The following is a 7043-nucleotide window of genomic DNA, read 5'->3' as shown; positions in this document are numbered from 1 at the left end:
CTGGAATGATTTATTTTTCAAGGTTGTCGGTCGGTTTTGCCTTCCGATGTATATACATTAACCCACTTATTTAGTTTTGTAAATATCTGTTGCATTTATTTTTGATTGGTAGTAGTTATCAATGGTATTAGCGCAGCTTATCATTCTCACGACTGACGCAGCAACACCATATGTGGTGACTGCGGTGGGTGACGCTAGGGCTAACGCACCGCTACATTTAGCGGTGCGTTACGCGCTTCGCTAACGCACCCTACATTTCGATCTGTAAATTCTGCTGCTCTGCTCACCTGCTCACTTAACCGGGAGGCCATTTCATCTGGCGTCCGCCGAGAATGTGCAGGTGCAGGTGGAATACGGTTTGTCCGCCATCTGAGCCATTATTAATGACGATGCGATAGCCGTTATCGAGTCCGACTTGCTGGGCGACGCGCTTTGCGGTCAACAGTAGGTGTCCCATCAGGGCGTGGTCTTGAGATTCGGCATCGGATATTTGGGCAATCGGCTGTTTGGGAATAACGAGGATGTGAACAGGCGCTTGGGGGTTAACATCTTTGAAGGCGAGGGCGAGGTCGTCCTCATATACAATGTCAGCGGGAACTTCCCGGCGGATGATTTTGCTGAAAATCGTTTCTTTGGCTTGAGTCATGCTGGATGGTGAATTCGGCTAGCAGCATTCTACCTGTTGGGCTACGACGAGGCCATCACCTTTGTTTATTAGTGGAGAAACCCGGTTTCTTTGCCTAAGTCCTGTGTTTGTGGGAGAGACTTGGCGGGAACCCTAAAAACAAACCAAGTTATCGAAACTACCATGCTAGCCAGAGTTTGGAGTGCAACCATCGTCGGTATCGACGCGGTTAAAGTAGGGGTGGAAGTTGATGTATCGGCGGGAGGGCTGCCGGGAATTGTTGTTTTAGGACTCCCGGATGTAGCAATTCAAGAGTCACGAGAACGGGTAAAGGCAATGCTGAAAAATTCTGGATATGCCTTTCCCTTGCGTAAAATTGTTGTTAATTTAACTCCTGCCGATTTACGCAAAGAAGGGCCAAGTTTTGATTTGCCTATCAGCGTAGGCATTCTGGCAGCATCGGAACAAGTGAGCGCTCAATTATTGGGGGATTATTTATTCCTCGGTGAGGTTTCCCTGGACGGCACCCTTCGTCCTGTTGCTGGCGTTTTGCCTATTGCTGCTGCTGCCAAACCCATGGGAATTGTGGGATTAGTGGTTCCTGCCGACAATGCACAAGAAGCTGCTGTAGTCAAGGGTTTAGCAGTTTACGGATTTAAACATTTGGAAGAGGTGGCTAATTTTTTGAACCAGCCAGAACGTTACCAGCCAGTGCAATTCGATGGTATCAAAGAATTGGCTAAATCTCAGTTTAACGGGCCAGATTTAAAAGATGTGAAAGGGCAAACACAGGCCCGACGTGCGTTAGAAATTGCTGCTGCTGGCGGACATAATTTAATCTTTGTCGGGCCTCCAGGTAGCGGTAAAACAATGTTAGCGAGACGCTTACCTGGAATTTTACCGCCTCTGACGTTTGAAGAAGCATTGGAAGTGACGCAAATTTACTCGGTTGCTGGGTTACTTAAAAATAGAGGAACTTTGGTAAGCGATCGCCCGTTCCGCAGTCCTCACCATTCCGCTTCTGGGCCTTCTCTCGTTGGCGGTGGTAGCTTTCCCCGTCCCGGTGAAATTTCTTTAGCCCATCAAGGTATTCTTTTTATGGACGAGCTAGCGGAATTTAAACGCGATGTTTTAGAATTTTTACGTCAGCCATTAGAAGATGGTGTTGTTACTATTTCTCGCACCAAACAATCTGTTAGCTTCCCCGCTCAGTTTACCTTAGTAGCAAGTACAAATCCCTGTCCTTGCGGTTATTTTGGCGATGCGGTTCAACCTTGTACTTGTACTGCTAATAAACGCGAGCAATATTGGGCGAAACTTTCTGGCCCTTTGATGGATAGAATAGATTTACAAGTTGCCGTCAATCGTTTAAAAGCAGAGGAAATTACTACTCAAGCACAAGGCGAGCCATCTGCACCCGTGCGGCAGAGAGTACAAGCAGCTAGAAATCGCGCCATATTGCGATTTAAAGATGAACCTGCTGTGCGCTGTAATGCCCAAATGCAAAGCCATCACTTACAAAAATGGTGTCTGTTAGATGATGCATCTCGGAATTTATTAGAAGGAGCAATTAGGAAATTGGGACTTTCCGCTAGGGCGAGCGATCGCGTCTTAAAAGTATCCCGAACAATCGCCGATCTCGCTGGTGACGATCCGATTAAAACCCACCACGTCGCCGAGGCAATTCAGTATCGCACTATCGATCGAATGCAATAAGTTAACCCGATTTGCTAATTGCTAATTGCTAATTGCTAATTGGAAAAGAGAGAAAAGTTCACAATAATACTTTCCATTAGCCATTAGCCGCACGGTTGAGATAACTGGCAACTTTAGTTAATTTAGTTAAATTAGGAGATAGACAAATGTTAGGATTTGACCGCATTACTTTTGACCGCAACATCATGGCTGGACAAGCCTGCATTCGGGGAATGCGAATTACCGTTTCTTTAGTTTTAAATTTGCTAGCACATGGCAAATCAATTGCCGATATTATAGCAGATTATCCCGAACTTGAAACAGAAGATATTCAACAATGCCTGGAATATGCGGCTTGGTTAGCCAAAGAACAAGTTTATCCGAGAGGGTGAGCAAATTTGATGAGATTTTTAGCCAATATGGGGATTTCTCCCCGCACCGTTAAGTGGTTGCGATCGCAAGGACACGAAGCCATTCGTTTAGTAGAAAAAGGTTGGCAGTTTTTAACCGATGAAGAAATTGTTATCAAGGCGCGCCAAGAAGAGCGGATTATCCTAACCAGAGATTTTGGCATTGATTCGCTCATCGTCATGAGCGGCGAACTATCGCCCAGTATAATTTTATTACGGCTCAACGATGAAAGACCAGAAATGGTGAATGAAATATTAGCAGAAGTGCTGCCACAGTTTGCCAACGAATTGGAATTAGGCGCTATTATTACTGTGAGCGAAGAAGCGATCCGCGTGCGAAAATTACCGATATAAGATGAGTAGGGTTGGAATTTACCTAACATTTCAAATCAAATACAAGCACTTGGGAGTTAACACGAGCAAAGTAAATGCGCTCGCTACGTCAGAGAACCAAAGTAAAAAGTATCGGTTGCGGGATCGAAAGCAAAACGGATTCTTTCTAAAAAACCACCCAAGCCGATAAAAGAAGGAAAATTACCCCATAATTCTTCTCTATCCGGTACAAAAACAGTCGCTTGTACATCCAAGTCATCACCTAACTCTGCGACCAACTTTATATTCAATCTATAAATATTTCCATCCAACCACATTCCTCTAATTAACATTCTCTCCCTGGCTAAAGCAGAAGCAGAATTCACACCGGCAATTCTAGCGATCGCTGGTGCTAAGACTACATAAGGCGCACCTGTATCCACAACAGCTTCTGTGGGATAACCTGCAATTTCTACCCTTATAAAAATTCTATTTGTTTTCTCATTAGGAGTTGCAGGCTTGTACTTATACTGAATAGCACCTGTAGCAAAAGTATCGCCATTTGTAAAAAGCAATAGCATCAGTAAATAACTGTAAAAAATGTACCTTTTAAATCTCCTACTTTAGCTGCTAATTCGTCAAGAGAAGCTGCATCGGCTAGCAACTCGCCATTGCGAAGTGCTACCCATCGCCCTATATAGTTCAACCGATTTTTATCCATCCATGCTCGATCTGCCATAATACTTTGACGACGCTCAGGGTTGCTAGGAACGACGGTAGCTTTTGGCGGGGCGAGAACATAAGCGTAATATTGAATCTTTTCATTTTCAGGATAAAGTTCAACGGCTCGAAAAGCCAATTGACGTGCTATGTGCAAACCTCCTCGCTCAAAATCAGATTTAATCGCATTGATAAAATCTTCGGGTGAATTGTAAGTTGTGGGTAAACCTCTTGCTGCCAATTCAATTTGAAATTCTTCCCAAGGGATAATCTCTTCCTGGGTTTTTAGCTTTTGGGGAACTTTTTCCTCGTTTTGCAGGTTTTGAACAAGGGTGAATAGTTTCTCCCAAACTTCCATACTCAGAAAGACACCCGATCGCTTTCCCTCGGCGTCTACAATAAACTTTACCTGCTGCAATAGTTCTTGAGTATTCATATTTGCTTCATTATCTGGGGTCAATTTTTCTCAAACTCTGTCACCATAGCTTGACGGATTTGATTCTATTATGACCTGTTTAAACGCTAAAATGTGACAGATGCTCTGCCTCCAAACTGCGATCGCGCGATCTACGTTGCTGGAAACGGGCAATATGTGGAGGGAAATATTGCTAGCTCTTACTCTAAGCTTTGAGCCAATATTTGAAACGTTTTGATATCTTCTGAGCGGAAATTACCCTCAATTTTGTCATCCTGCACTCGCACTATCTCTGCTCGACCATCTTTAGCAGCAATCGCGATCGCAAACACACGACGCCATTCGTTTAGTTGAAAAAGGTTGGCAGTTTTTAATCGATGAAGAAATTGTCATCTTCGCTCGCGCCTAAGATTTCAGCTACAATGAGAACAAAACGGAGTCATGTAGGATGACAAACCAAGCAAAAACATTGGAAAAACTAGAAATATTGCAAATAATTTACAGCCAAGGGGGATACAGTAGCGATCTTGTAGAGCGGACTCTAGAAAAACTCATTGCTCATGAAATAACAACTGCACAACAGGAAGCTGGGGAGTTAAAAACAGAATTGCAAGCATTTGAAGAAAAGTATCAAATGTCATCTGAGGATTTTTACCAGCGTTTCCGTTTAGGGGAAATGGGTGATGCAGTCGATTTTGTTGAGTGGAGTGCTTTTTATCAAATGTGGACATCTGTGCAGCAGCGACTAAAAATTCTGCAAGCTCAGCAAGCATGACACTTCCACAGCAGTATTTAACCGAAATCAAGGCAAAATTGATTGCCAGTTCTGTCGTCGATTCCATTGCCATTGTCAAAGAACGTGCTTCGCTCGCTCAAGGGTATTTTCGGGCGCGACTTACCCTGACTAACGGTGACTTTCTAGAAGTAGTAGAATACTTGTCAAAGATGGACGCTGCGTGACAGAAAGTTATCGACATCAATGGATGGACGAAAAGCAACAAGTATTAAAAAAACGGTGGGATAATGTAGAACATTTTCCAAATTTGCCGAATTTACCACATCACGTACATGTGGGTGATGAATCTAACGTAGCTCCAGGTAAATCTCTGAGTATCCTAGAATTAATAGAGATTGTGGAAACCGAACTAATTTAACTAGGGCAACAATCCTTGAGGGAACAATTCAAGAATAAATAAGTGCAATAAAATAACAATAATTTGCTAACATTATGGTAAAAAAAATACCAGCGAGCGCTATAAAATATTAAAAGAGTTGGCTCGAACAGCGAACGAGGGCAAACCTAAGTTGTACAATAAGACAGTTGTAATCTGTGGCGGACTGTGATTGAGCGATATACGTTGCCTGAAATGGGCAACCTGTGGACGGAAACTTATAAACTTAAGACTTGGCTTCAGGTAGAAATAGCCGTTTGCGAGGCGCAAGCCGAATTGGGTTATATCCCCGCTGAAGCTGTTGAGGAAATTAAGGCGAAGGCGAATTTTGACCCCCAACGGGTGCTGGAAATTGAAGCGGAAGTCCGCCACGATATGATTGCGTTCTTAACCAATGTTAATGAATATGTGGGGGACGCGGGACGTTATATCCATTTGGGTTTGACGAGTTCGGATGTGCTGGATACGGCGTTGGCGCTGCAATTGGTAGCGAGTGTAAATGTATTGTTGGAACGGGTGGAAGATTTAATCCAAGCGATTCGCTACCAAGCACAACAGCATCGCAATACAGTGATGATCGGGCGATCGCATGGTATCCACGCCGAACCGATCACCTTTGGGTTTAAACTAGCAGGATGGCTGGCGGAAATGTTGCGTCACCGCGATCGCTTGGTACGCCTCCGCCAAGATATCGCCGTTGGTAAAATCTCCGGTGCGGTGGGAACTTATGCCAATATTGAACCGCGTGTAGAAGCACTTGCTTGTCAAAAACTCGCACTCCAACCCGATACCGCATCTACACAGGTAGTCTCGCGGGATATTCACGCCGATTTTGTCCAAACTTTAGCATTAGTCGCAGCTTCCATCGAACGCTTTGCTGTGGAAATTCGCAACTTGCAACGCACAGATGTTTTAGAAGTTGAAGAATATTTCTCCAAAGGACAAAAAGGCTCTTCTGCCATGCCCCACAAACGCAATCCGATTCGTTCGGAACGACTGACGGGAATGGCAAGAATTATCCGCGGACACGCAGTTGCTGCGATCGAAAATGTCGCGCTTTGGCACGAGAGGGATATCTCTCACAGTTCCGTGGAACGGGTAATCTTACCAGACGCCTGTATCTTAACGCACTTCATGTTAGTGGATATTACTGATTTGGTGAAACATCTATTAGTTTATCCGGAAAACATGGAACGAAATATGAACGTTTACGGCGGCGTTGTATTCAGTCAGCGGGTGTTATTAACCTTGGTAGGAAAGGGAATAAGTCGCGAAGAAGCCTATACAATTGTACAATCTTGCGCGCATCAAGCTTGGAATAAACCCGATGGTAATTTCCACGATTTGATTGCAAAAGATAGTCGCGTCACCCAGCTATTATCGCCAGAAGAAATAGAAGCTTGCTTCGATCCTCAACACCATTTGAAACATTTAGATCAGGTGTATCAGCGCCTTAGCATCTGATTAGGGGTAGGCTTTACTTATATCATGTCCGGTTAGGGTTGTTGTAGGGGTAGATTTTACCAATAAAATTTGCCTCCTACAGATATGCGATCAAAACCCCCCCTACTGCTAAGCTCGCGAAGCGGCTAATGGCTAATGGCTAATGGCTAATGTCAGGAAAAAAGCAATTAGCAATTAGCAATTAGCCATTAGCAATGTCTACTTATTTAAAACCTGAGGGATTAATTTCA

Annotated in this window: 11 protein-coding genes; 7 read left to right on the top strand and 4 right to left on the bottom strand. The window is 44.0% G+C overall.

All coding sequences use genetic code 11. From position 1 onward, the window contains the following. Nucleotides 1–295: 295 nt before the first annotated feature. On the bottom strand, nucleotides 296–646 hold the full coding sequence (locus ACE1CM_RS21435) for a histidine triad nucleotide-binding protein (protein WP_374880168.1): 351 nt from the start codon (nucleotides 644–646) through the stop codon (nucleotides 296–298). A gap of 162 nt (nucleotides 647–808) precedes the next feature. Here ACE1CM_RS21435 and ACE1CM_RS21430 point away from each other — a divergent pair, with 162 nt between their 5' ends. From ACE1CM_RS21430 to ACE1CM_RS21420, 3 genes are all read left to right on the top strand, one after another. Further along, nucleotides 809–2341 (top strand): YifB family Mg chelatase-like AAA ATPase, encoded by a 1533-nt coding sequence (locus ACE1CM_RS21430; protein ID WP_374880166.1) that lies wholly within the window; start codon nucleotides 809–811, stop codon nucleotides 2339–2341. 146 nt (nucleotides 2342–2487) lie between these two features. Beyond that, nucleotides 2488–2712 carry a DUF433 domain-containing protein gene (locus ACE1CM_RS21425; protein ID WP_374880164.1) on the top strand — a complete coding sequence of 75 codons (225 nt, stop codon included), beginning with the start codon at nucleotides 2488–2490 and terminating at the stop codon, nucleotides 2710–2712. Between the two features lie 9 nt (nucleotides 2713–2721). Beyond that, a complete protein-coding gene (locus ACE1CM_RS21420) occupies nucleotides 2722–3084 on the top strand; it encodes a DUF5615 family PIN-like protein (protein ID WP_374880175.1) in 363 nt (120 codons plus the stop codon). 83 nt (nucleotides 3085–3167) lie between these two features. On the opposite strand, the gene ACE1CM_RS21415 is transcribed toward ACE1CM_RS21420, so the two are convergent. The 3 genes from ACE1CM_RS21415 to ACE1CM_RS21405 all read right to left on the bottom strand — a co-directional run bounded on the left by ACE1CM_RS21415 (nucleotide 3168) and on the right by ACE1CM_RS21405 (nucleotide 4509). Then, nucleotides 3168–3623 carry a hypothetical protein gene (locus ACE1CM_RS21415; protein ID WP_374880163.1) on the bottom strand — a complete coding sequence of 152 codons (456 nt, stop codon included), beginning with the start codon at nucleotides 3621–3623 and terminating at the stop codon, nucleotides 3168–3170. After that, on the bottom strand, nucleotides 3623–4222 hold the full coding sequence (locus tag ACE1CM_RS21410; protein ID WP_374880161.1) for a hypothetical protein: 600 nt from the start codon (nucleotides 4220–4222) through the stop codon (nucleotides 3623–3625). Before ACE1CM_RS21410 ends, ACE1CM_RS21415 begins: the two co-directional genes overlap by 1 nt. A 155-nt stretch (nucleotides 4223–4377) precedes the next feature. Continuing rightward, nucleotides 4378–4509 carry a hypothetical protein gene (locus tag ACE1CM_RS21405; protein ID WP_374880159.1) on the bottom strand — a complete coding sequence of 44 codons (132 nt, stop codon included), beginning with the start codon at nucleotides 4507–4509 and terminating at the stop codon, nucleotides 4378–4380. Nucleotides 4510–4625: 116 nt separating this feature from the next. Between ACE1CM_RS21405 and ACE1CM_RS21400 the strand changes: the two genes are divergently transcribed. From ACE1CM_RS21400 to purB, 4 genes are all read left to right on the top strand, one after another. Next, on the top strand, nucleotides 4626–4952 hold the full coding sequence (locus ACE1CM_RS21400) for a hypothetical protein (protein ID WP_374880157.1): 327 nt from the start codon (nucleotides 4626–4628) through the stop codon (nucleotides 4950–4952). Continuing rightward, the gene (locus ACE1CM_RS21395) at nucleotides 4949–5137 is read left to right on the top strand and encodes a hypothetical protein (protein WP_374880155.1); all 189 of its coding nucleotides are present in this window, start codon (nucleotides 4949–4951) and stop codon (nucleotides 5135–5137) included. Before ACE1CM_RS21400 ends, ACE1CM_RS21395 begins: the two co-directional genes overlap by 4 nt. Then, on the top strand, nucleotides 5134–5331 hold the full coding sequence (locus ACE1CM_RS21390; protein ID WP_374880153.1) for a DUF6516 family protein: 198 nt from the start codon (nucleotides 5134–5136) through the stop codon (nucleotides 5329–5331). The genes ACE1CM_RS21395 and ACE1CM_RS21390 overlap by 4 nt, the downstream gene beginning before the upstream one ends. Nucleotides 5332–5517: 186 nt before the next feature. Beyond that, a complete protein-coding gene (purB, locus tag ACE1CM_RS21385; protein ID WP_374880151.1) occupies nucleotides 5518–6813 on the top strand; it encodes an adenylosuccinate lyase in 1296 nt (431 codons plus the stop codon). Nucleotides 6814–7043: the final 230 nt, after the last annotated feature.

This window comes from Microseira sp. BLCC-F43, from assembly GCF_041929235.1.
Taxonomy (GTDB): Bacteria; Cyanobacteriota; Cyanobacteriia; order Cyanobacteriales; family Aerosakkonemataceae; genus Microseira.
The sequence above is the reverse complement of the archived record's forward strand: the minus strand, read 5'-3'. Positions and strand labels throughout refer to the sequence as shown.

Bases quoted from the DNA above. Each gene is read 5' to 3' on its own strand.
- ACE1CM_RS21435 (WP_374880168.1), bottom strand. From the start codon at position 646: ATGACTCAAGCCAAAGAAACGATTTTCAGCAAAATCATCCGCCGGGAA.
- ACE1CM_RS21430 (WP_374880166.1), top strand. From the start codon at position 809: ATGCTAGCCAGAGTTTGGAGTGCAACCATCGTCGGTATCGACGCGGTT.
- ACE1CM_RS21425 (WP_374880164.1), top strand. From the start codon at position 2,488: ATGTTAGGATTTGACCGCATTACTTTTGACCGCAACATCATGGCTGGA.
- ACE1CM_RS21420 (WP_374880175.1), top strand. From the start codon at position 2,722: ATGAGATTTTTAGCCAATATGGGGATTTCTCCCCGCACCGTTAAGTGG.
- ACE1CM_RS21415 (WP_374880163.1), bottom strand. From the start codon at position 3,623: ATGCTATTGCTTTTTACAAATGGCGATACTTTTGCTACAGGTGCTATT.
- ACE1CM_RS21400 (WP_374880157.1), top strand. From the start codon at position 4,626: ATGACAAACCAAGCAAAAACATTGGAAAAACTAGAAATATTGCAAATA.
- ACE1CM_RS21395 (WP_374880155.1), top strand. From the start codon at position 4,949: ATGACACTTCCACAGCAGTATTTAACCGAAATCAAGGCAAAATTGATT.